Annotated in this window: 20 protein-coding genes; 14 read left to right on the top strand and 6 right to left on the bottom strand. The window is 65.7% G+C overall.

The genetic code is table 11. The annotated features are described in order from the left end of the window. The first annotated feature begins 29 nt into the window (after positions 1-29). Together dusA and QRN67_RS05780 are read left to right on the top strand one after the other, a co-directional pair. Entirely contained in the window at positions 30-1031 is a 1002-nt protein-coding gene (dusA, locus tag QRN67_RS05785; RefSeq protein ID WP_285411028.1) for a tRNA dihydrouridine(20/20a) synthase DusA, read from the top strand. Between the two features lie 160 nt (positions 1032-1191). Continuing rightward, the gene (locus tag QRN67_RS05780) at positions 1192-1980 is read left to right on the top strand and encodes an IclR family transcriptional regulator (RefSeq protein ID WP_285411027.1); all 789 of its coding nucleotides are present in this window, start codon (positions 1192-1194) and stop codon (positions 1978-1980) included. A 30-nt stretch (positions 1981-2010) separates the two neighbouring features. On the opposite strand, the gene QRN67_RS05775 is transcribed toward QRN67_RS05780, so the two are convergent. Further along, the gene (locus QRN67_RS05775; RefSeq protein ID WP_106934202.1) at positions 2011-2652 is read right to left on the bottom strand and encodes a GntR family transcriptional regulator; all 642 of its coding nucleotides are present in this window, start codon (positions 2650-2652) and stop codon (positions 2011-2013) included. Positions 2653-2780: 128 nt separating this feature from the next. Here QRN67_RS05775 and scpA point away from each other — a divergent pair, with 128 nt between their 5' ends. Genes scpA through QRN67_RS05740 form a run of 7 tightly spaced genes read left to right on the top strand, consistent with a single transcriptional unit; the run spans position 2781 to position 11644 of the window. Further along, a complete protein-coding gene (gene scpA / locus QRN67_RS05770) occupies positions 2781-4943 on the top strand; it encodes a methylmalonyl-CoA mutase (protein WP_285411025.1) in 2163 nt (720 codons plus the stop codon). Positions 4944-4951: 8 nt separating this feature from the next. Then, on the top strand, positions 4952-5425 hold the full coding sequence (locus QRN67_RS05765) for a GNAT family N-acetyltransferase (RefSeq protein ID WP_106934204.1): 474 nt from the start codon (positions 4952-4954) through the stop codon (positions 5423-5425). Continuing rightward, entirely contained in the window at positions 5419-6468 is a 1050-nt protein-coding gene (meaB, locus tag QRN67_RS05760) for a methylmalonyl Co-A mutase-associated GTPase MeaB (protein ID WP_285411022.1), read from the top strand. The genes QRN67_RS05765 and meaB overlap by 7 nt, the downstream gene beginning before the upstream one ends. 37 nt (positions 6469-6505) lie before the next feature. Then, a complete protein-coding gene (locus QRN67_RS05755; protein ID WP_081269005.1) occupies positions 6506-8050 on the top strand; it encodes an acyl-CoA carboxylase subunit beta in 1545 nt (514 codons plus the stop codon). 20 nt (positions 8051-8070) lie between these two features. Further along, positions 8071-10119 (top strand): acetyl-CoA carboxylase biotin carboxylase subunit, encoded by a 2049-nt coding sequence (gene accC, locus QRN67_RS05750; RefSeq protein WP_285411021.1) that lies wholly within the window; start codon positions 8071-8073, stop codon positions 10117-10119. Then, positions 10119-11156: a biotin synthase BioB gene (gene bioB, locus QRN67_RS05745; protein WP_285411020.1), complete on the top strand. Its 1038-nt coding sequence runs from the start codon at positions 10119-10121 to the stop codon at positions 11154-11156. The genes accC and bioB overlap by 1 nt, the downstream gene beginning before the upstream one ends. After that, positions 11153-11644 carry a VOC family protein gene (locus tag QRN67_RS05740; protein WP_106934207.1) on the top strand — a complete coding sequence of 164 codons (492 nt, stop codon included), beginning with the start codon at positions 11153-11155 and terminating at the stop codon, positions 11642-11644. The genes bioB and QRN67_RS05740 overlap by 4 nt, the downstream gene beginning before the upstream one ends. Here QRN67_RS05740 and QRN67_RS05735 read toward each other — a convergent pair. Further along, positions 11634-12131 carry an Lrp/AsnC family transcriptional regulator gene (locus QRN67_RS05735; RefSeq protein ID WP_285411018.1) on the bottom strand — a complete coding sequence of 166 codons (498 nt, stop codon included), beginning with the start codon at positions 12129-12131 and terminating at the stop codon, positions 11634-11636. The two genes, QRN67_RS05740 and QRN67_RS05735, sit on opposite strands and share 11 nt — an antisense overlap. Before the next feature lie 118 nt (positions 12132-12249). Here QRN67_RS05735 and QRN67_RS05730 point away from each other — a divergent pair, with 118 nt between their 5' ends. Next, positions 12250-13176, top strand: coding sequence for an EamA family transporter (locus QRN67_RS05730; protein WP_285411016.1), 927 nt, complete (start codon positions 12250-12252; stop codon positions 13174-13176). Here QRN67_RS05730 and QRN67_RS05725 read toward each other — a convergent pair. The 4 genes from QRN67_RS05725 to QRN67_RS05710 all read right to left on the bottom strand — a co-directional run bounded on the left by QRN67_RS05725 (position 13142) and on the right by QRN67_RS05710 (position 17223). Further along, on the bottom strand, positions 13142-13780 hold the full coding sequence (locus QRN67_RS05725; protein WP_081269000.1) for a LysE family translocator: 639 nt from the start codon (positions 13778-13780) through the stop codon (positions 13142-13144). The two genes, QRN67_RS05730 and QRN67_RS05725, sit on opposite strands and share 35 nt — an antisense overlap. Next, positions 13777-14409: an RnfABCDGE type electron transport complex subunit B gene (locus tag QRN67_RS05720; protein WP_285411014.1), complete on the bottom strand. Its 633-nt coding sequence runs from the start codon at positions 14407-14409 to the stop codon at positions 13777-13779. The genes QRN67_RS05725 and QRN67_RS05720 overlap by 4 nt, the downstream gene beginning before the upstream one ends. A 19-nt stretch (positions 14410-14428) precedes the next feature. Then, positions 14429-15868 carry a polyhydroxyalkanoate depolymerase gene (locus QRN67_RS05715; RefSeq protein ID WP_285411013.1) on the bottom strand — a complete coding sequence of 480 codons (1440 nt, stop codon included), beginning with the start codon at positions 15866-15868 and terminating at the stop codon, positions 14429-14431. A 158-nt stretch (positions 15869-16026) separates the two neighbouring features. Then, on the bottom strand, positions 16027-17223 hold the full coding sequence (locus tag QRN67_RS05710) for an amino acid aminotransferase (RefSeq protein ID WP_285411011.1): 1197 nt from the start codon (positions 17221-17223) through the stop codon (positions 16027-16029). A gap of 105 nt (positions 17224-17328) precedes the next feature. On the opposite strand from QRN67_RS05710, the gene uvrB reads away from it, so the two are divergent. The 4 genes from uvrB (at position 17329) to iscU (ending at position 22007) form a co-directional block, all read left to right on the top strand. Continuing rightward, complete coding sequence (gene uvrB, locus QRN67_RS05705) at positions 17329-19437, top strand: excinuclease ABC subunit UvrB (protein ID WP_106934213.1); 2109 nt, start codon at positions 17329-17331, stop codon at positions 19435-19437. A gap of 242 nt (positions 19438-19679) precedes the next feature. Next, the gene (iscR, locus tag QRN67_RS05700; RefSeq protein WP_007828186.1) at positions 19680-20216 is read left to right on the top strand and encodes a Fe-S cluster assembly transcriptional regulator IscR; all 537 of its coding nucleotides are present in this window, start codon (positions 19680-19682) and stop codon (positions 20214-20216) included. Positions 20217-20316: 100 nt separating this feature from the next. Beyond that, positions 20317-21537 (top strand): IscS subfamily cysteine desulfurase, encoded by a 1221-nt coding sequence (locus QRN67_RS05695; RefSeq protein WP_081268995.1) that lies wholly within the window; start codon positions 20317-20319, stop codon positions 21535-21537. A gap of 50 nt (positions 21538-21587) precedes the next feature. Then, positions 21588-22007, top strand: a complete 420-nt coding sequence (iscU, locus tag QRN67_RS05690) for a Fe-S cluster assembly scaffold IscU (protein ID WP_081268994.1) — start codon at positions 21588-21590, stop codon at positions 22005-22007. Position 22008: the final 1 nt, after the last annotated feature.

Raw genomic sequence — 22008 nt, 5'->3', positions numbered from 1 at the left:
GGCCCCCTCGGGCCGATGGGCGGTGACGTATGGAATACAGAGATAAGTTGTTGAATTCAAACAAGAAAATTCTTTCGGTCGCGCCGATGATGGACTGGACCGATCGCCATTGCAGGTTCCTCCACCGCCTGCTGTCCCGCCACGCGCTGCTCTACACCGAGATGGTGACGACCGGCGCGCTGATACATGGCGACGTTCCCCGGCACCTTCGCTTCAACGCCGAGGAGCATCCCGTGGCGCTGCAGCTCGGCGGCAGCGAGCCTGCGGACCTTGCGCACTGCGCCAAGCTGGGCGAGGAGTGGGGCTACGACGAAATCAACCTGAACTGCGGCTGCCCGAGCGAGCGCGTGCAGCGCGGCGCTTTCGGCGCCTGCCTGATGAACGAGCCGCAACTGGTGGCGGATTGCGTGAAGGCGATGGTCGACGTGGTGAGCGTGCCCGTCACGGTCAAGCACCGCATCGGCATCGACAAGATCGAAAGCTATGAGTTCGTGCGCGACTTCGTCGGGCAGGTCAGCGAGGCCGGCTGCCACACCTTCATCGTGCATGCGCGCAATGCGTGGCTGCAAGGGCTGAGCCCGAAGCAGAACCGCGAGATCCCGCCGCTGCGCTACGAGCTCGTGCACCGGCTGAAGCATGAGTTTCCCGCGCTGAATTTCTCGATCAACGGGGGCATATCGGCCAATGCGCAGGTGCACGAGCACCTGCGGCTGCTCGACGGCGTGATGATCGGGCGCGAGGCGTATCACGACCCCTGGTGGCTCGCCGAATGGGACGCCGAGTTCTACGGCGCCGCGCCGCAGGTGCTGACGCGCGAAGAAGTCGAGTCGCTGATGTGCGACTACATGGTCCGCGAGGCCGCCGAGCACGGCACGCAGTGGTCGTCGATCGCGCGCCACATGCTGGGTTTGCGCAACGGCCTGCCGGGCGCGCGCCGCTGGCGGCAGGTCTGGAGCGACCATCGGCACAAGACGCTGCCGCCGCACGAGGTCATGGCACTCGCGCACGAGCCGGCGGTCCAGGCGGCCTGATCCAGGCGCGCCTGCTTCGGCGCTCGGCACGGGTGTTTTCACGCCTGTTTGCCGCTAAATGAAACATTGTTTCAAAATTGCTACTTCATGATAAGTGGCACGTCAACCGTTTTTTGCTGAAAAATGAGGTGCATCAGGGAAATAAGAAGGTTTCGATTCAATGAATGACGCGATTGGCGGCAAAGAAGAAGTGAGCGCGCTCGCTCGCGGCCTGGCTCTCCTCAAGGTCATCGGCATGGCGGCGGCACCCATAGGCAATCGCGAACTGGCAGATACCACGGGAATTCCTAAGGCCACGGTGTCGAGGCTCACCGCCACGCTGGTGAGTGCAGGGTATTTGCGACAGTCGCAAGACAACGAGCGCTTCAGCCTGGGGCCTGCGCTGCTCGACATGAGCAGCCGCTACCTGCTGCATTTCGATTTGCGCACGGTGGTTCGGCCACACCTGGCCGAGTTGGCGGAGGCGGCCGGCGTCAGCGTGCACATGGGCGTACGGGACGAGCTCGACATGCTCGTGATCGATTCGCTGCGGCCGCGCTCGGCGGTGATCAGCTCGCGCATCGAGGTCGGCACCCGAATGACCATCGCCACATCGGCAGCCGGCCGGGCGTATCTGGCGGCGCTGCCCGCGACGGAGCAGGCCGAGTTGCTGGAGCAGATCCGGCTCGAGAGCGGCGAGAGCTGGCCGACCATCGAGCCTCACCTGATGGCGGGGCTCGAAGAATATGCGCGCCTGGGCTACTGCGGTTCTTTCGGTGACTGGAACCCGCACATCCACGCCCTCGGTTTCGCGCTGCAGGGGCCGCGCGGCGAGCGGTACGCGGTCAGCTGCGGCGGTCCGGCCTACCTGATGCCCAAGGAAGCCATGGTGACGCGCATCGCGCCACTGTTGCTGGAGACGGCGCGTGCCATCGCCAGGGAAATCGGCACCCTCGGCCATCACGAATGAAGCGCCGCTCCCCTTTCGGGAGGCCTGCGCCTAGTTCGCGGCTTCGAGGCCGTTCCTGAAGTGCTCGCGCATGCGGGCCATGGCGGCCTCGGCATCGCGAGCCTCGATGGCGGCCATCACCGCGCGGTGCTCCGCCAATGATTCCGCGATCCGCCCCGCCTTCAGCAGCGAATTGCGGCGGTTGAGCTTCATCACCTTGCGCAGGTCGGCCACCATCTGGTCGCGCCACTTGTTGTCCGCGATGGCGAGCAGCCGCATGTGGAAGCGCTCGTTCACGGCGAAGAAGTGCTCGCGGTCCTCGGGGGTGGCGGCGGCTTCCAGCTCGGCGTGCAGCGCCTTCAACTCGGCGCGCTGCGCGTCGGTGGCGCGCTCGGCCACCACGCCGGCGGCATCGCTCTCCAGCAGCGAGAGCAGGTGGTACACGTCGGCCAGGTCCTGTTCGGACACCTCGGTCACGTAGGCGCCGCGCCGCACCTTCATCGTCACCAGGCCCTCGGCGGCAAGCACCTTCAGCGCCTCGCGCAGGGGGGTGCGGCTGATGCCGTACTCCTCGGCCAGCTTCAGCTCGTCGATCCAGCTGCCGGGCTCCAGTTCGCGGCGGAAGATCCGCTGGCGCAGCAGCTCGGCCACCTCTTCATAGAGGGCGCGGGGAGTAAGGGTGACGGCGGACATGGGCCGCACTGTACTTCAAAATCGGGTTTGAATTAATAATTATGGATGGGGTAGACTCGCGAACGACTTGCAAATCCGTGCAAGCAAATTTGCAAATACCTCTGCAAGACACTGCGAAGCGGCCCCTCATGAGCAGCACACCCGAACCCTCTTTCAAGCCCGCCGATCTCGAAGCCTGGGCCAAGGCCGCAGCCAAGTCGGCTCCCGGTGGCGACGTGAGCGCGCTGAACTGGATCACGCCCGACGGCATCAGCGTGAAGCCGCTCTACACCGCGGCCGATCTGCAGGGTCTCAAGTACACCGACACGCTGCCCGGCTTCGAACCCTACCTGCGCGGCCCCCAGGCCACCATGTACGCGGTGCGGCCATGGACCATCCGCCAGTACGCGGGCTTCTCCACAGCGGAGGAATCGAACGCCTTCTATCGCAAGGCGCTGGCCGCCGGGGGGCAGGGCGTGAGCGTGGCCTTCGACCTGGCCACCCACCGCGGCTACGACAGCGACCATCCGCGCGTGACCGGCGATGTCGGCAAGGCCGGGGTGGCGATCGATTCGGTCGAGGACATGAAGATCCTGTTCGACCAGATCCCGCTTGACAAGGTGAGCGTGTCCATGACGATGAACGGCGCCGTGCTGCCGGTGCTGGCGGGCTACGTGGTCGCGGCCGAAGAGCAGGGCGTGGCGCAGGACCAGCTCAGTGGAACCATCCAGAACGACATCCTCAAGGAGTTCATGGTCCGCAACACGTACATCTTTCCGCCGGCGCCGAGCATGCGGATCATCGGCGACATCATCGAGTACACGGCGCAGAAGATGCCCAAGTTCAACTCGATCTCGATCAGCGGCTATCACATGCAGGAAGCCGGCGCCAACCAGGCGCTCGAACTGGCCTTCACGCTGGCCGACGGCAAGGAATACGTGAAGACCGCGCTGGCCAAGGGCCTGGACGTCGACGGCTTCGCCGGGCGCCTGAGCTTCTTCTGGGCCATCGGCATGAACTTCTATCTCGAAGTGGCCAAGATGCGTGCGGCGCGCCTGCTGTGGTGCCGCATCATGAAGGAGTTCAACCCCAAGAACCCCAAGAGCCTCATGCTGCGCACCCACTGCCAGACCTCGGGCTGGAGCCTCACCGAGCAGGACCCGTACAACAACGTGGTGCGCACCACCATCGAGGCCATGGCCGCGGTGTTCGGCGGCACGCAGAGCCTGCACACCAACGCGCTCGACGAGGCCATCGCACTGCCCACCGAGTTCAGTGCCCGCATCGCGCGCAACACGCAGCTCATCATCCAGGAAGAGACGCACATCACCAACGTGATCGACCCCTGGGCCGGCAGCTACATGATGGAGAAGCTCACGCAGGACATGGCCGATGCGGCCTGGGCCATCATTGAGGAAGTCGAGGCCATGGGCGGCATGACCAAGGCCGTGGACAGCGGCTGGGCCAAGCTCAAGATCGAGGCCGCCGCCGCCGAGAAGCAGGCGCGCATCGACTCCGGCAAGGACGTGATCGTTGGGGTCAACAAGTACAAGCTCAAGAGCGAAGACGCGATCGACAGCCTCTCGATCGACAACGTGAAGGTGCGCGAGCAGCAGGTGGCGCGGCTGCAGAAGATCCGCGCCTCGCGCGACACCGCCCGGGTGCAGGCCGCGCTCGACGCGCTCACCGAAGCCGCCGAGAACAACACCGGCAACCTGCTGGCACTGAGCATCGACGCCGTGCGCCTGCGCGCCACGGTGGGCGAGATTTCGGACGCGCTCGAAAAATCATTCGGCCGCCATCGGGCCGACACGCAGAAGGTGACCGGTGTGTACGCAGCTGCCTACGACTCCGCCGAAGGCTGGGAAGCCCTCAAGACCGAAATCAACGCCTTCGCCGAGGAACAGGGCCGCCGTCCGCGCGTGATGATCTCCAAGCTCGGGCAGGACGGCCACGACCGCGGCGCCAAGGTGGTCGCTACCGCGTTCGCCGACCTGGGCTTCGACGTGGACATGGGGCCGCTGTTCCAGACGCCCGAAGAATGCGCGCGCCAGGCCATCGAGAACGACGTGCACGCCGTGGGCGTGAGCACGCTCGCGGCCGGCCACAAGACGCTCGTGCCGGCCATCATCGACGAGCTCAAGAAGCAGGGCGCGGACGACATCATCGTGTTCGTCGGCGGCGTGATTCCGCGGCAGGACTACGACTTTCTCTACGAGGCCGGCGTCAAGGGCATCTACGGGCCGGGCACGCCCATTCCGGCCAGCGCCAAGGACGTGCTGGAGCAGATTCGCGCGGCGGTCACGGCCTGAGGCGCGACGTGGGCGATCTCTTGTCGCGGCTGTCGCTGCAGCCGGTGGATTCCAGCGATTTCGAAGCCATGCTGGCCCTGCGCATCGACGCGATGCGCCCGAGCCTGGAGCGCGTGGGCCGTTTCGACGCGGCACGCTCGCGCGAGCGCCTGAGCGCGGGCTTCGTCGTGCCGTACATGCACCACATCGTGCTCGATGGCGACCAGCGCATCGGCTTCGTCACGCTCAAGCCGGAGGACAGCGATGCGCTGCGCCTCGACCACCTCTACTTGCGTTCCGGCTTCCAGGGCCTGGGCATCGGGGAATGGGTGCTGGAATGGGCCAAGTCGCAGGCGCGCGCGCAGCGGCTGGACATCAAGCTCACCGCGCTCATGAAGAGCGACGCCAACCGCTTCTACCTGCGGCACGGCTTCGTGCTCGAAGGCGAGGAGGGCGTCGACCTGCACTACCGCTGGCGCGTGGCGTCGGAGGCGGTGTGCTGAATACGGCACAGGCGCTCGAACGCGCCGTCGCCGAAACCGATGGCATGGCGCAGCGGCGCGCCATCGCCAAAGCCATCACGCTGCTCGAATCGACGCGCGCCGACCACCGCGCGCAGGCCGACGAACTGCTGACCGCGCTGCTGCCGCGCACGGGCAACTCGTTTCGCCTCGGCATCTCGGGCGTGCCGGGCGTCGGCAAGTCGACCTTCATCGAAACACTGGGGCTGCTGCTGATCGGCAAGGGTCACCGCGTGGCGGTGCTCACCATCGATCCGTCGTCCACCGTGTCGGGCGGCTCCATCCTGGGCGACAAGACGCGCATGGAGCGCCTTTCGGTGCACGAGCGCGCCTACATCCGCCCCAGCCCCTCGAGCGGCACGCTCGGCGGCGTGGCCGAGAAGACGCGCGAGGCCATGCTGGTGTGCGAAGCCGCCGGCTACGACATCGTGATCGTGGAGACCGTCGGCGTGGGCCAGAGCGAAACGGCCGTGGCCGGCATGACCGACATGTTCGTGCTGATGCAGCTTCCCAACGCCGGCGACGACCTGCAGGCCATCAAGAAGGGCGTGATGGAGCTGGCCGACCTCGTCGTCATCAACAAGGCCGACATCGACAAGGACGCCGCCACGCGCGCGCAGGCCCAGATCACTTCGGCGCTGCGGCTCTTCGGCCACCAGGGCAACCCCGACCACGCACACGCGGTGCACGACGCGCACAGCGGCGCTGAAGAGCGCTTCTGGCTGCCCAAGGTGCTGCAGCTCAGCGCGCTCGCCAACACCGGCGTCGATGCCTTCTGGGAAGCCGTCACGCAATTCAGGCAACTGCAGACCGCCAACGGCAAGCTCGGCAAGCGCCGCGAGAAGCAGGCCACCGCGTGGATGTGGGAGCGCATCGACGCAGGCCTCAAGCAGGCCTTCAGGCATCACCCCCAGGTGCGCGAGATGCTGCCGCAGCTCACGCAGCAGGTGGCGCAGGGCACGCTGCCGGCATCGACCGCGGCGCGCAGCCTGCTCGCCGCGGCCGCCATCACGGCCAGACCATGAGACACGAAATTCAGGACCACAGCTTCGGAAGCACACCATGCAAGAACTGATCGAACAACTCGAAAAGCGTCGCGCGCAGGCGCGTCTCGGCGGCGGGCAGAAGCGCATCGATGCGCAGCACGCCAAGGGCAAGCTCACGGCGCGCGAGCGCATCGAGCTGCTGCTCGACGACAACACCTTCGAAGAGTGGGATATGTTCGTCGAGCACCGCTCGGTCGACTTCGGCATGGCCGAGCAGAAGATTCCCGGCGACGGCGTGGTCACCGGCTACGGCATGATCAACGGCCGCCTGGTGTTCGTGTTCAGCCAGGACTTCACCGTCTTCGGCGGCGCGCTCAGCGAGGCGCATGCCGAGAAGATCTGCAAGGTGATGGACCAGGCCATGAAGGTCGGCGCACCCGTCATCGGCCTGAACGACTCGGGCGGCGCGCGCATCCAGGAAGGCGTGGCCTCGCTCGGCGGCTATGCCGACGTGTTCCAGCGCAACGTGATGGCCTCGGGCGTGGTGCCGCAGATCAGCATGATCATGGGCCCCTGCGCGGGCGGCGCGGTGTACTCGCCGGCCATGACCGACTTCATCTTCATGGTGAAGGACAGCAGCTACATGTTCGTCACCGGCCCCGAGGTGGTGAAGACCGTGACCCACGAGAGCGTGACTGCAGAGGAGCTCGGCGGCGCCATCACCCACACCACGCGCAGCGGCGTGGCCGACATGGCGTTCGAGAACGACGTCGAGGCGCTGATGATGCTGCGCCGCCTGTACAACTACCTGCCGCTCAACAACCGGGAGAAGCCGCCGGTGCGCCTGGGCAACAACGGCCTGGGCGACCCGGCGGACCGGCCCGACTATTCGCTCGACACGCTGGTGCCCGACAACCCGAACAAGCCCTACGACATCAAGGAACTGATCCTGAAGGTGGTGGACGACGGCGACTTCTTCGAACTGCAGCCCGACTACGCGAAGAACATCGTCATCGGCTTCGCCCGCATGGAAGGCCAGACCATCGGCATCGTCGCCAACCAGCCGCTGGTGCTGGCGGGCTGCCTGGACATCAAGAGCAGCATCAAGGCCGCACGCTTCGTGCGCTTCTGCGACGCCTTCAACATTCCGGTCGTCACCTTCGTCGACGTGCCAGGCTTCATGCCCGGCACGGGGCAGGAGTACGGCGGCATCATCAAGCACGGCGCCAAGCTGCTCTACGCTTACGCGGAGTGCACGGTGCCGAAGATCACCGTCATCACGCGCAAGGCCTACGGTGGCGCATACGACGTGATGGCCTCCAAGCACCTGCGCGGCGACGTCAACCTGGCTTGGCCGCGCGCCGAGATCGCGGTGATGGGCGCCAAGGGCGCGGTGGAAATCATCTTCCGCGAGGACAAGAACGACCCCGAGAAGCTCGCTGCCCGCGAGGCCGAATACAAGGCCCGCTTTGCGAACCCGTATGTGGCCAGCGCACGCGGCTACATCGACGACGTGATCCTGCCGCACGAGACGCGCAAGCGCATCTGCCGCTCGCTGGTGATGCTGCGCGAGAAGAAGCTCGAGAACCCGTGGCGCAAGCACGGGAACATTCCACTGTGAGTGGCACGGAGAAGAAGAACATGTTCAAGAAAATCCTGATTGCCAATCGCGGTGAGATCGCTTGCCGCGTCATCCAGACGGCCAAGAAGATGGGCATCCTCACCGTCGCCGTCTACTCCGACGCCGACAAGGAAGCCCGCCACGTCGAGCTGGCCGACGAGGCCGTGCACATCGGTGCGGCCCCGAGCCGCGAGAGCTATCTGCAGGCGGACCGCATCATCGCGGCCTGCAAGCAGACGGACGCCGAGGCCGTGCACCCTGGCTACGGCTTCCTGTCGGAGAACGAAGCCTTCGCCCGCAAGGTCGAGGAAGAGGGCATCGCCTTCATCGGGCCGAAGCACTATTCGATCGCGGCCATGGGCGACAAGATCGCCTCGAAGAAGCTCGCGAACGAAGCCAAGGTCAACACCATTCCGGGCTGGAACGATGCCATCGAGACGGCCGAACGCGCCGTGGAGATTGCCAACGACATCGGCTATCCGGTGATGATCAAGGCCTCGGCCGGCGGCGGCGGCAAGGGCCTGCGCGTGGCCTTCAACGACAAGGAAGCCTTCGAGGGCTTCACCTCGTGCCGCAACGAGGCGCGCAACAGCTTCGGCGACGACCGCGTGTTCATCGAGAAGTTCGTCGAGGAGCCGCGCCACATCGAGATCCAGGTGCTGGGCGACTCGCACGGCAACGTGATCTACCTGAACGAGCGCGAGTGCTCCATCCAGCGGCGCCACCAGAAGGTGATCGAGGAAGCTCCTTCCCCCTTCATCAGCGACGAAACGCGCAAGGCCATGGGCGAGCAGGCCGTGCAGCTGGCCAAGGCCGTGAAGTACCAGAGCGCTGGCACGGTGGAGTTCGTGGTCGGCAAGGACCAGAGCTTCTACTTCCTGGAGATGAACACGCGTCTGCAGGTGGAGCACCCGGTGACGGAATGCATCACCGGCCTCGACCTGGTCGAGCTGATGATCCGCGTGGCGGCCGGCGAGAAGCTACCGCTGACGCAGGCCGAAGTGAAGCGCAACGGCTGGGCGATCGAGTGCCGCATCAATGCCGAAGACCCGTTCCACAATTTCCTGCCGTCGACCGGCCGTCTGGTGAAGTTCCAGCCGCCGACCGAGACCATGTTCGCGAGCGACACCACGCACCTGCAAGGCGTGCGCGTGGACACGGGCGTGTACGACGGCGGCGAGATTCCGATGTACTACGACTCGATGATCGCCAAGCTCATCGTGCACGGCAAGGATCGCCAGCATGCGATCGCCCGCATGCGCGAGGCGCTCAACGGCTTCGTGATCCGAGGCATCAGCAGCAACATCCCGTTCCAGGCGGCGCTGCTGGCGCATCCGAAGTTCGTGGCGGGCGACTTCAACACCGGCTTCATCGCCGAGCACTACGGCAAGGGCTTCCATGCGGAAGACGTGCCGCATGCCGACCCGTCGTTCCTGATCGCGCTCGCGGCTTATGTGCATCGCCGCTATCGCGCGCGCGCATCGGGCATCAGCGGGCAGCTCGAAGGCCATGGCGTGAAGGTGGGCGAGCAGTTCGTGGTGGTGGAGCTGGGGCCGGAAGGCAAGCACGTGCATCACCCGGTTTCCGTTACCGACTTCCACGGCAAGACCGGCGCCAGCTCGGTGGCCGTGGGCGGCAAGAGCTACAAGATCGACAGCAGCTTCGCGCTGGGCGCGGTCCGCGTGCAGGGCATCGTCAACGACAAGCCCTTCACCGCGCAGGTGGAGCGCGGCGCGGGCAAGAGCCCGCTGGCGCTGCGGGTGTCGCACGACGGCACGCAGATCGAGGCGATGGTGCTGTCGCCGCTGGGCGCGCGGCTGCTGGAGCTGATGCCCTACAAGGCGCCGCCGGACCTGAGCAAGTTCCTGATGTCGCCGATGCCGGGCCTGCTGGTCGAGGTGTCGGTTCAGCCGGGGCAGCAGGTGCGTGCCGGCGAGAAGCTGGCCGTGATCGAGGCCATGAAGATGGAGAACGTGCTGTTCGCTTCGCAGGACGGCGTGGTCGGCAAGATTTCAGCGGCCAAGGGCGAATCGCTCGCCGTCGATCAGATCATTCTGGAGTTCAACTGATGGGTGCCAACGACTTGCAACAGGCGATCACGCTGTACCGGCCCGCGAAGGCCGCTGCCCCCAGGACCGAGGGCCCGTGGTCCGTCGAGGCGATCCAGGCGCTGCTCGACAAGCCGCTGATGGACCTGCTGTTCGAGGCGCAGACCGTGCACCGCCAGCATTTCCCCGAAGGCGACATCGAGCTGGCCACGCTGCTGTCGGTCAAGACCGGTGGCTGCCCGGAGAACTGCGGCTACTGCCCGCAGTCGGCCGAGTTCGATACCGGCGTGAAGGCGCAGAAGCTCATGGAGGTCGACGAGGTGGTGCGCGCCGCGCAGGCCGCCAAGGACGCCGGCGCCACGCGCTTCTGCATGGGCGCCGCATGGCGAGCGCCCAAGGACCGCGACGTCGAGAAGGTGGCCGTGCTGGTAGAGGCCGTGAAGGGCCTCGGCATGCAGACCTGCGCCACGCTCGGCATGCTGGAGCCGCACCATGCGCACCAGCTCAAGGCCGCCGGCCTCGACTACTACAACCACAACCTCGACACCGCGCCCGAGTACTACACCGACGTGGTCGACACGCGCACCTACCAGGACCGGCTCGACACGCTGGCCAACGTGCGCAGCGCGGGCATCAGCGTGTGCTGCGGCGGCATCGTGGGCATGGGCGAGCAGCCGGTGCACCGCGCGGGGCTGATCGCGCAGCTGGCCAACCTGAACCCGTACCCGGAGTCGGTGCCGATCAACAGCCTGGTGCGCGTGCCTGGCACGCCGCTGGCCGACTCGGACCCGGTCGACCCCTTCGACTTCGTGCGCATGATCGCGGTCGCGCGCATCACCATGCCCACCGCGCGCGTGCGTCTGTCGGCCGGGCGCCAGCAGATGGGCGACGCGGTGCAGGCGCTGTGCTTCATGGCGGGCGCGAACTCGATCTTCTATGGCGACAAGCTGCTGGTCACCGGCAACCCCGACGTGGAAGCCGACACGGTGCTGTTGCGCAAGCTCGGGCTCAACGCGCGGCAGGTCCAGGAACAGGCCACGGAAAGCTGCGCCGCATGACCGCCGCCACCACACGCCCCTTCAAGGTGCTCGGCATCCAGCAGATCGCCATCGGCGGCCCCGACAAGCTGCGGCTGCAGAAGCTGTGGGTCGACATGCTGGGGCTCGAAGTCACGGGCACGTTCAAGAGCGAACGCGAGAACGTTGATGAAGACATCTGCGCGATGGGCGTGGGGCCGTTCAAGGTCGAGGTCGACCTGATGCAGCCGCTCGATCCGGAGAAGAAGCCTGCCGTGCACACGACGCCGCTGAACCACGTGGGCCTGTGGATCGACGACCTGCCCAAGGCCGTCGAGTGGCTGACGGCGCAGGGCGTGCGCTTTGCGCCCGGCGGCATCCGCAAGGGCGCGGCCGGCTTCGACATCTGCTTTCTTCACCCGAAGGCGAACGACGAGTTCCCGATCGCGGGCGAGGGGGTGCTGATCGAGATGGTGCAGGCGCCGCCTGAAGTGGTGGCGGCTTTCAGCGCGCTCGCAGCTACGCGTTGAGCACTTTCTTGATCGGCGGCTTCACGTCCGAGCTCCTGGGCGGCAGCATCGCCTGGTGCTCTCGCGCCGGGTTCAGGATGATCGAGGTGGCGGTCTCGGTGAGGATGCAGAACTTGGTGACCACCGCGTCGAGGTGGCTCACGTCGATCACCGCGATCTCCAGGATCCAGCTGTCTTCCCCGGTCACGTTGTAGGCATTGACGCATTCGGGCGTCTGCTGCACCAGCTCGACCACGCGTGCGTAGTCGGCGCGGCCCACGCGGATGATGGCGCGGATGCCGTAGCCCAGCTTGCCCAGGTTCACGGTGGCACGGTAGCCGCTGATGACGCCCGCGGCCTCCAGCTTCTTCACGCGCTCGGTCACCGCGGGCTGGCTCAGGTGCACGCGGCGGCCGAGTTCGGCCATGGTCAGCCGCGCATCGTTCTGCAGTTCGGCCAGGATGCGGGTGTCGTGCGCATCCAGTGAGGGGTTCAAGGCGAAGTCCATGCAACTCCTTCAAATCAACGGTTGGAAGAGGGCAGAACCATGAATGTCGCATGGATGCCGGAGGTTGGCTTTCATACCATGGCTGCCATCACATACCAACAAGAGACTTCCCTCGGCCATGTCCACCCTCGCTTCTCCAGCCAAGCCCGCATCTGCAGGGCGCTCCGGCTTGCCGCCGCTGCTGTGGCTGTGCCTCGCCGCCACCTGGGTGGTCTGGGGCTCGACCTACCTCGCGATCAAGTACGCGCTCGTGAGCTTTCCGCCGTTCCTGCAGATGGGCTCGCGCTTCCTGTGCGCGGGCGTGCTGCTCATCGTGTGGATGCGCTGGCGCGGGGCGCCATGGCCGTCGCCGGTGCAATGGCGCAATGCGTTTGTCGTGGGGGCGTTGATGCTGGGCGGCGGCATGGGCGGTACGGCCAGTGCCGAGGTGTCGATCGGCTCTGGGCTGGTCGTTGCGTTCATCGCGGTGATTCCGCTGCTCATCGCGCTGCTCAACCTGATCTGGGGCGCGAGGCCGTCGCGGCTGGAGGCCGCGGGCATTGCGCTCGGGCTCGTCGGCGTGCTGATGCTGACGCAGGGCAGCGGCTTCCGGTCTTCGCCCGAAGGCTTGCTGGCGATGTGCATCGCATGCTGCTGCTGGTCGCTCGGCAGTGTGCTGAGCCAGCGCGGCCTGCCGCTGGCGCCCGGCGCGATGGGCTTCGCGAGCGAGATGCTCTGCGGCGGCGTGGTGCTGATGGGCCTGGCCGCGGTGTCAGGTGAAACGGTGGGCTGGCCGTTGCAGGCCGAGGCGGTGGCCGCGTGGATCTACCTCGTGGTGTTCGGCTCGCTGATCGCCTTCAACGCCTACATGGTGCTGCTCGCGAAGGCCCCGGCCGCGCTGGCGTCCAGCTATACCTTCGTGAATCCGGTGATCGCGATGCTGCTGGGCGTGTGGATCGGCGGCGAGACTGTGACGCGCTTCGAGTGGTACGCGGTGGGCGTGGTGCTAGCGGGCGTGCTGTTGCTGCTCTTCAAGCGCCGGGGCGGCGCCACACGGCAAGGGTAGCGGCCAACAGCCACATGCCGGCCGCACAACCGCGGTTCATTGCCTTGAGGCCGCGCTGCGAGAGAAAGCGCACGGCCTGCGTGCCGGCGCCGGCATAGGCCAGCATCACGCAGGTGTCGAGAGCGACGAAAACGGCACCCAGCAGCAGGTATTGAGGGCCCTGCGGCTTCGCGATGTCGACGAACTGCGGCAGGAAGGCGGCAAAGAACAGCACCGTCTTCGGATTCGACAGCGCCACCATGAGGCTGCGCAGCAGCGCGACACGGCCCTGCGGACGGACTTCGAGCGGCGACTTGGCCAGCGCGGTGCGCAGGTCGGTGGTTTCGCTGCGCCACAGCTTGACGCCCAGCCACACGAGGTAGGCCACGCCTGCGACACGGATCGCATTGAAGAGCCACTCCGAGGTCGCCAGCAGCGAGCCCAGTCCCAGGGCGACGACTGCGATCAGCGTGATGCTGCCCAGCGATGCACCGGCAATCCCCCAGCTCGCGCGGCGCATGCCGCCCTCGATGCCGTTGGACAGCGCGAGCAGCATCGTCGGCCCCGGGATGAGGGCCAGCGCGAGCGAAGCGACGATGTAGATGAGCAGGGTGTCGAGCGTCATGGTTTGGCGGCTGGTGGGCGTTGTTGCGAGGCGGCGCGGGCACGCGCCAGTGCGGCTTCGACGATGGCGCGCTTGCGTGCACCAGCGTCTTGCGGAGTTTCGGCCTTGGGCGCCGTCTCGACAAGGCGCGCATCGGTGTTGCGGTGCTTGCCGTGCACTTCGTAGCGGCGCCGTGCGCTCGCGGCCTGCTCGGCAGACCATGCTTGCCAGCCGGTGCGGCCGAGTGTTTCGACCTCGAGCGAAATGCAGTCGACGGGGCAGACCGGAATGCACAGCTCGCAGCCCGTGCAGTGGGCCTCGATCACCGTGTGCATGCGCTTGTTGACGCCGACGATCGCGTCGGTGGGGCAGGCATCGAGGCAGAGCGTGCAGCCGATGCACCAGGCCTCGTCGATGACGGCCATGGCGCGCGGGCCTTCAACGCCGCACTCGGGGTCGAGCGGCAGCGGCGCTCGGCCGGTGAGTCGTGCGAGCCGGTCGATGCCTTCGGCACCGCCGGGCGGGCACTGGTTGATGCCGGCCTCGCCGTCGGCCACGGCCTGGGCGTAGCTTGCGCAATCCGGGTAGCCGCAACGTGTGCACTGCGTTTGGGGCAGTGCGTCGTTGATGCGTGCGGCGAGCCCGTTCACTGTGGGAATGGCGCGCGCTTCAGCGCGCGGCGCTGGTGCCGGGCTTCTTGCGCGGCGCTGTCTTCTTGGCGGCGACGGCCGTGGCCGTCTTCGCTGGGGCCTTCTTGGCCGCGACTGCTGCGGGAGCCGGGCTTTTGCGCACAGGCTTCACGGTGTCTTCGGCGGCCAGTGCGTCGCGGGCGCTCGCGCGGCGCTGCGGCTGGTCGTTGGCCTCGATGAATTTCTGCATCTTCGGGTAGACCAGTTCGCGCCAGCGGCGGCCGCTGAAGATGCCGTAGTGGCCGGCGCCCTTGACTTCGTAATGTTCGCGTTTCGCGTCGTCGATGCCGGTGCACAGGCTGTGCGCGGCTTCGGTCTGGCCCGAGCCGGAGATGTCGTCGAGTTCGCCTTCGACGGTGAGCAGGGCCGTGCCGTGGATGTCCTGCGGGTGCACGCGCTCCACCTTGCCGTCGGGGGACTTGACGTCCCAGGTGCCGTTGACCAGGTCGAACTCCTGGAACACGGTGCGGATGGTCTCGAGGTAGTAATCGGCGTCCATGTCGAGCACGGCGTTGTACTCGTCGTAGAACTTGCGGTGGGCCTCGGCGCTGGCATCGTCGCCCTTGATGAGGTCCTTGAAGTAGTCGTAGTGGCTGCTGGCGTGGCGGTCGGGGTTCATGGCCACGAAGCCCGTGTGCTGCAGGAAGCCGGGGTACACGCGGCGGCCTTCACCGGGGAAGCCCTGCGGCACGCGGTAGATCACGTTGTTCTCGAACCACTCGAAGCTCTTGTTCATCGCGAGGTTGTTGACCGCCGTGGGCGACTTGCGCGCGTCGATGGGGCCGCCCATCATCGTCATGGTGAGCGGCAGCGGCTCGCCGCGGCTGGCCATGAGCGACACGGCAGCGAGCACGGGCACGGTGGGCTGGCACACGCTCACCACGTGGCAGTTGCCGTACTCGGCCTGCAGCAGGCGGATGAACTCCTGCACGTAGTTGATGTAGTCGTCGAGGTGGAACTCGCCTTCCGACATCGGCACGAGGCGCGCGTTCTTCCAGTCGGTGATGTAGACCTTGTGGTCCTGCAGCATGGTGCGCACGGTGTCGCGCAGCAGGGTCGCATAGTGGCCCGACAGGGGCGCGACGACCAGCACCACGGGCTGGCTCTTGAGCGTCTTGAGGATGTGCGGCTCGTCGGTGAAGCGCTTGAAGCGGCGCAGCTCGCAGAAGGGCTTGTCGAGCGCAATGGCTTCCTGGATGACGACGTCCGCGCCATCGACCTTCACCGACTTGATGTTGAACTCGGGCTTCTCGTAGTCCTTGCCCAGGCGGTAGAGCAGGTCGTAGCCCGCGGCCATGCGCTGGGCCATGGGCAGCTGGCCCCACACGGCTCCCGGGCCGTAGAGCTTGGAGGCTGCCTGGGCGAAGTCCGAGAAAGGCTCCATCAAGGAACGCTGGGCTTCGTAGAGTTGATAGAGCATCGCTGATCTTTGAGTGGAATGTTGCGGTGCAATATATCAGCGCATTCGCTGCGTTGCAGGGGGCCTAACCCCTACACCGACCCCGCCGCGAGGGTCCTTTGGCCAAGAAGTGTGAAGGAATCGTCGCTGCAGCGCATTCCCTCACACTTTGCTGTCACTTAGATGACTTTGGCGATCGACGCGCAGACGTAGTCGATGTTCTTGCTGTTGAGCGCGGCCACGCACATGCGGCCGGTGTCGGTGCCGTACACGCCGAACTCATTGCGCAGGCGCACCATCTGGTCCTTGGTCAGGCCCGAGTAGCTGAACATGCCGATCTGCGTGGTGATGAAGCTCATGTCTTCCTTCACGCCCGCGGCCTTGAGGCCGTCGACCAGCTTCTGGCGCATGGCCTTGATGCGCACGCGCATCTCGCCCAGTTCCTTTTCCCACAGGGCGCGCAGCTCGGGGTTGCCGAGCACCGCTGCCACCACGGCGCCGCCGTGCGTGGGCGGGTTGCTGTAGTTGGTGCGGATGGCGATCTTGAGCTGCGACAGCACGCGGCCGGCTTCTTCCTTGTTTTCGCACAGCACAGACAGTGCGCCGACGCGCTCGCCGTACAGGCTGAAGCTCTTGGAGAACGAGGTCGAGACGAAGAAGGTCAGGCCGGCTTCGACGAACTTGGCGACGGCCGCGCCGTCTTCCTTCAGGCCGTAGCCGAAGCCCTGGTACGCCATGTCGAGGAAGGGCACCAGGCCCTTGGCCTTGACGGCGGCGACGACCTGGTCCCACTGGGCGGCGGTGATGTCGTAGCCGGTGGGGTTGTGGCAGCAGGCGTGCAGCACGACGATGGTGCCGGCCGGGGCCGCGTTCAGGGCGGCCAGCATGCCTTCGAAGTTGACGCCGCGCTTGGCCGCGTCGTAGTAGGGGTAGCTTTCGACTTCGAAGCCGGCGTTGGTGAACAGTGCGCGGTGGTTTTCCCAGCTCGGGTCGCTGATCAGCACCTTGGCGGAGGGGCTGAACTTCTTGAGGAAGTCTGCGCCGACCTTCAGGCCGCCGGTGCCGCCGATGGCCTGGATGGTGGCCACGCGGCCCGAGGTGACGGGCTCGCTGTCGGCGCCGAAGACCAGCGCCTTGACGGCGTTGTCGTACGCCGCGATGCCGTCGATGGGCAGGTAGCCGCGCGCGGTGGGCGCTTTCATCATGTTCTGTTCTGCGGCCTGCACGCACTGGAGCAGGGGCAGCTTGCCGTTGTCGTCGTAATAGACGCCGACGCCGAGGTTGACCTTGTTGGGGTTGGTGTCGGCTGCAAATTGCTCGTTGAGGCCGAGGATCGGGTCGCGCGGTGCCATTTCGACCGCGGTGAACATAGACATGGAAAGGTCCTTTGGGATGAAAGCTTCGCTGCAACCGGACTAGGCTTTATGCTTTCCGGTTGCCTTGAATTTTACCGGCGCGAGCGCCACCTGTCGGGAACAGCCATGCCAGACAACAACGAAGCCATAGCAGACCTGAAGAAAGTGGACCCGATCGGGCCCGCGAAACAGGGTGAATTCATCAGGTACCCGGACTCCCCGTTCGAGCTCTTCCAGCCCTATCCGCCCGCGGGCGACCAGCCCAAGGCCATCGAAGGGCTTGTCGAAGGCGTGATCGACGGCGAAGTGTTCCAGACCCTGCTGGGCGTGACCGGCTCGGGCAAGACCTTCACCATGGCCAACGTGATTGCGCGGCTGGGCCGCCCGGCCATCGTGTTCGCGCCCAACAAGACGCTGGCGGCGCAGCTCTACAGCGAGTTCCGCGAGTTCTTCCCGAAGAACGCCGTCGAGTACTTCGTGAGCTACTACGACTACTACCAGCCGGAGGCCTATGTGCCTCAGCGCGACCTGTTCATCGAGAAGGATTCCTCGATCAACGAGCACATCGAGCAGATGCGGCTGTCGGCCACCAAGAGCGTGCTGGAGCGGCGCGACACGGTCATCGTGGCCACGGTGAGCGCCATCTACGGCATCGGCACGCCCGAGGACTACATGGAGATGCGGCTGATTGCCCGCGTCGGCGACAAGGTCGGGCAGCGTGACCTGATTTCCCGGCTGATCCGCATGCAGTACCTGCGCAACGAGCAGGATTTCGCTCGCGGCACCTTCCGCGTGCGCGGCGACACCATCGACGTGTTCCCGGCGGAGCACAGCGAACTGGCGATCCGTTTCGAACTGTTCGACGACGAAATCGAGTCGCTGCAGCTGTTCGATCCGCTGACCGGGCGCGTCCGGCAGAAGGTGCCGCGCTTCACGGTGTACCCGTCCAGCCACTATGTGACGCCCCGCGACAAGGTCATGGCGGCGGTCGAGACCATCAAGATCGAGCTGAGCGAGCGGCTCAAGGAGCTGGTGAGCGCGGGCAAGCTGGTCGAGGCGCAGCGGCTGGAGCAGCGCACCCGCTTCGACCTCGAGATGCTGGCCGAAATCGGCCACTGCAAGGGCATCGAGAACTACACGCGCCACCTGTCGGGCGCCGCGCCCGGCGACCCGCCGGCCACGCTGACCGACTACCTGCCGAAGGACGCGCTCATGTTCCTCGACGAGAGCCACCAGATGATCGGCCAGCTCGGCGGCATGTACAACGGCGACCGGGCGCGCAAGACCACACTGGTCGAGTACGGCTTCCGCCTGCCGAGTGCGCTGGACAACCGGCCGCTGAAGCTCGAGGAGTTCGAGACGCGCATGCGCCAGTGCATCTTCGTGTCGGCCACGCCGGCGCAGTACGAGAAGGACCATGCCGGCAACGTGGTCGAACAGCTGGTGCGGCCCACCGGCCTGATCGACCCCGAAGTCGAGGTTCGGCCCGCCACCCACCAGGTGGACGACGTTCTGGGCGAGATCCGCGTGCGCGTGGACAAGAACGAACGCGTGCTCATCACCACGCTGACCAAGCGCATGGCCGAGCAGCTGACCGACTACCTGGGCGACAACGGCGTGAAGGTGCGCTACCTGCACAGCGACGTCGACACGGTCGAGCGGGTGGAAATATTGCGCGACCTGCGCCTGGGCACCTTCGACGTGCTGGTGGGCATCAACCTGCTGCGCGAGGGGCTGGATATTCCGGAGGTTTCGCTGGTGGCGATCCTCGATGCCGACAAGGAAGGCTTCCTGCGCGCCGAGCGCTCGCTGATCCAGACCATCGGCCGGGCGGCGCGCAACCTGAACGGCAAGGCCATTCTTTACGCCGACCGCATGACCGACTCGATGAAGAAGGCCATCGACGAGACCGAGCGCCGCCGCGCCCGGCAGATTGCGCACAACGAGGCGAACGGCATCACGCCGCGAAGCATCGTCAAGCAGGTGCGCGACCTGATCGACGGGGTCTACAGCGAGAAAACGGGCAAGGAAATGGCCAAGCTCGACCTGGAACGCGCCAAGGTCGAGGACATGAGCGAAAAGGACATCGCCCGGGAAATCAAGCGGCTGGAAAAGCAGATGCTGGAGCACGCCCGGAACCTCGAATTCGAGAAGGCGGCTCGCGTGCGCGACCAGTTGGCGCTGCTGCGCGAGCAGGCTTTCGGGGCTGCCGGCGGGGACAACATCGCGCTCTAGCCGCGATAGTTCAAACGTTCGCGTTCTTCAAGCGGACGGCGCTGGGGTTTACCCGAGCAGAGTTCGGGGGCTTCTGTTATACTTGAGCGAAATACTCAACAACAAGAAAAGAACTTCGCGATGAAGGACCGACTCCTACCGGCTGGTTCACCAGCGCCAGGGGTCGGGCAGGGCGGAGACGAGGTCACCGCAGCCCAGGGCCACGGTGTCATTTCAACGGTAAGCACTTGAAGGAGCTTGCGATGCGTCTCACTACCAAAGGCCGTTTTGCGGTCACGGCAATGATCGATCTGGCGTTGCGTCAGAACACCGGTCCGGTCACGCTGGCCGCAATCAGCCAACGGCAGCAGATTTCGCTGTCCTACCTCGAACAGCTGTTCGGCAAGCTGCGCCGTCATGAACTGGTCGAATCGACCCGCGGCCCTGGTGGCGGTTACAGCCTCGGTCGCAAGGCTGCCGATATCACGGTCGCCGACATCATTGTTTCCGTCGATGAACCCATCGACGCCACCCAGTGCGGCGGCAAGGAAAACTGCCTGGGCGAAGCCGGCCGCTGCATGACGCACGAGCTCTGGGCCTCGCTGAACCAGCGCATGGTCGAGTTTCTCGACTCCGTCACCTTGCAGAAGCTGGTTGACGACCAGATCGCCAAGGGCGTGCAGATCGAGAACAAGCCCGTCGTCAAGCGCGCCATCTCGGCCCAGCCGGTGGTCAAGCCGATTCGCGTGAATGCGCCGAACTCGGTGTTCGCTCTCGGCAACGCCTTCGCGAAGTCCTGAGACCGCTTTCGAGACTTCTGATTTCCGGCGGCGCCTTCGGGCGCCGGCACGAGCAGCAGCCCAGATCTAAAAACAACCCCCACGCCAGCACGAGCCAGCCATGGACGTAACTCCTCATTTCCCGATCTATCTCGATTACGGCGCCACCACGCCGGTCGACCCGCGCGTGGTCGACGCCATGATTCCCTGGTTGCGCGAGCACTTCGGCAACCCGGCATCGCGCAGCCACGCCTGGGGCTGGGAAGCGGAAGAGGCCGTCGAGAAGGCGCGCGGCCAGGTGGCCGAGCTGATCAATGCCGATCCGCGCGAAATTGTCTGGACATCGGGTGCCACCGAATCGATCAACCTCGCGCTCAAGGGCGCTGCCCAGTTCTACAAGGGCAAGGGCAAGCACCTGATCACGCTGAAGACCGAGCACAAGGCCGTGCTCGACACCATGCGCGAGCTGGAACGCCAAGGCTTCGAGGTGACCTACCTCGACGTCGAAGAAAACGGCCTCGTCGACCTCGAGAAGTTTAAGGCGGCCATTCGCCCCGACACCATCCTGGCCAGCGTGCTCTTCGTGAACAACGAAATCGGTGTGATCCAGGACGTGGTCGCGCTGGGCAATGCCTGCCGCGAAAAAGGCGTGATCTTCCACGTCGACTCGGCCCAGGCCACCGGCAAGATCGACATCGACATCACGAAGCTGCCCATCGACCTGATGAGCCTGGCTTCGCACAAGACCTACGGCCCGAAGGGCATCGGCGCGCTGTACGTGCGCCGCAAGCCGCGCATCCGCCTCGAAGCGCAGATGCACGGTGGTGGCCATGAGCGCGGCATGCGTTCGGGCACGCTGCCCACGCACCAGATCGTCGGCATGGGCGAGGCCTATCGCATCGCCAAGCTCGAGATGCACAAGGACATCGAACACGCACGCCGCCTGCAGAAGCGTCTGCTCGACGGGCTGAAAGACGTGGAACAGGTGTTCATCAACGGCGACCTCGAACACCGCGTGCCGCACAACCTGAACATGAGCTTCAACTACGTCGAAGGCGAGTCGCTGATCATGGGCATCAAGGGCCTGGCGGTGTCGTCGGGCTCGGCCTGCACCTCGGCCAGCCTCGAGCCCAGCTACGTGCTGCGCGCCCTGGGCCGCAGCGACGAACTGGCCCACAGCAGCCTTCGCATGACCATTGGCCGTTTCACGACCGAAGAAGAAATCGACTACGCCATCTCGACCATCAAGCACAACGTCGCCAAGCTGCGCGAGCTGAGCCCCCTGTGGGAGATGTTCCAGGACGGCGTCGACATCAGCACGATCCAGTGGTCGGCCCACTGACGCAGGCCCGCACCAGGCTCCACGATTGAACAAAGTTTGAGAGGTACACCATGGCATATTCTTCCAAGGTCATCGACCACTATGAAAATCCCCGCAACGTCGGCTCCTTCGAAAAGGGCGACGACTCGGTAGGCACCGGCATGGTCGGCGCACCGGCCTGCGGCGACGTGATGAAGCTGCAGATCAAGGTCAATCCAGAAACCGGCGTGATCGAAGACGCCCGCTTCAAGACCTATGGCTGCGGCTCGGCCATCGCGTCGTCGTCGCTCGTGACCGAATGGGTCAAGGGCAAGACGCTCGACGAAGCGGCTGCGCTCAAGAACGCGCAGATTGCCGAAGAACTGGCCCTGCCGCCCGTGAAGATCCACTGCTCCATCCTGGCCGAAGACGCGATCAAGGCCGCCGTGAGCGACTACAAGGCCAAGCACGGCGTCAAGACCGAATCCGCTGCTGCCGAAGCTGTCCACTGAC

Origin of the sequence: Variovorax sp. efr-133-TYG-130 (assembly GCF_030208835.1) — a bacterium.
Lineage (GTDB): Bacteria > Pseudomonadota > Gammaproteobacteria > Burkholderiales > Burkholderiaceae_C > Variovorax.
The sequence above is the reverse complement of the archived record's forward strand: the minus strand, read 5'-3'. Positions and strand labels throughout refer to the sequence as shown.